The organism is Streptomyces cyaneofuscatus (assembly GCF_000718135.1).
GTDB classification, from domain to species: domain Bacteria; phylum Actinomycetota; class Actinomycetes; order Streptomycetales; family Streptomycetaceae; genus Streptomyces; species Streptomyces cyaneofuscatus.
The window spans coordinates 1-406 of sequence record NZ_JOEM01000078.1; the positions used below are offsets into that span (position 1 = coordinate 1).

Here is a 406-nt window from a genome sequence, read left to right on the forward strand (position 1 = left end):
TGCGGACCATCCCGGCGACCGGACCGATGTCCACTGCTGACGCCGGCACGTGGCTCTCCGCCTTCTGGCTGGCCGTCATCTGCCGTGACCAGGACCGAATGACGCAGCTCAGCGAAATCCCCCTGGAGCGGCTGCGCTCACCGGAGGGCTCCTACGACGAGTACATCTACCACTGGGTGGACACCCTCCAGAGCTGGTGGCTGCGGCGCCCGGACCTCGCGGACAAGCTCATCGCCACCATCGAAGCCTCCGACCCCGCCGTGGCACGCATCGCCCCACAAGACCTCCTCCAGGCCGTGCTCTACCCGCCGATCAACCTCTTCTACCACTACGTCCGCAACGACCGCGACGGATTCACCCCCGCCCTCGCGGACGCCCTGAAACTCCACAAGACGTACTGGACCCT

Annotated in this window: 1 protein-coding gene; it reads left to right on the forward strand. The window is 66.7% G+C overall.

Annotated elements, in window-relative coordinates; translation table 11 throughout:
• Window positions 1-406, forward strand: a 406-nt coding sequence (locus IF17_RS0135830; protein ID WP_030575416.1) for an immunity 49 family protein, incomplete at both ends; no start/stop codon positions are given.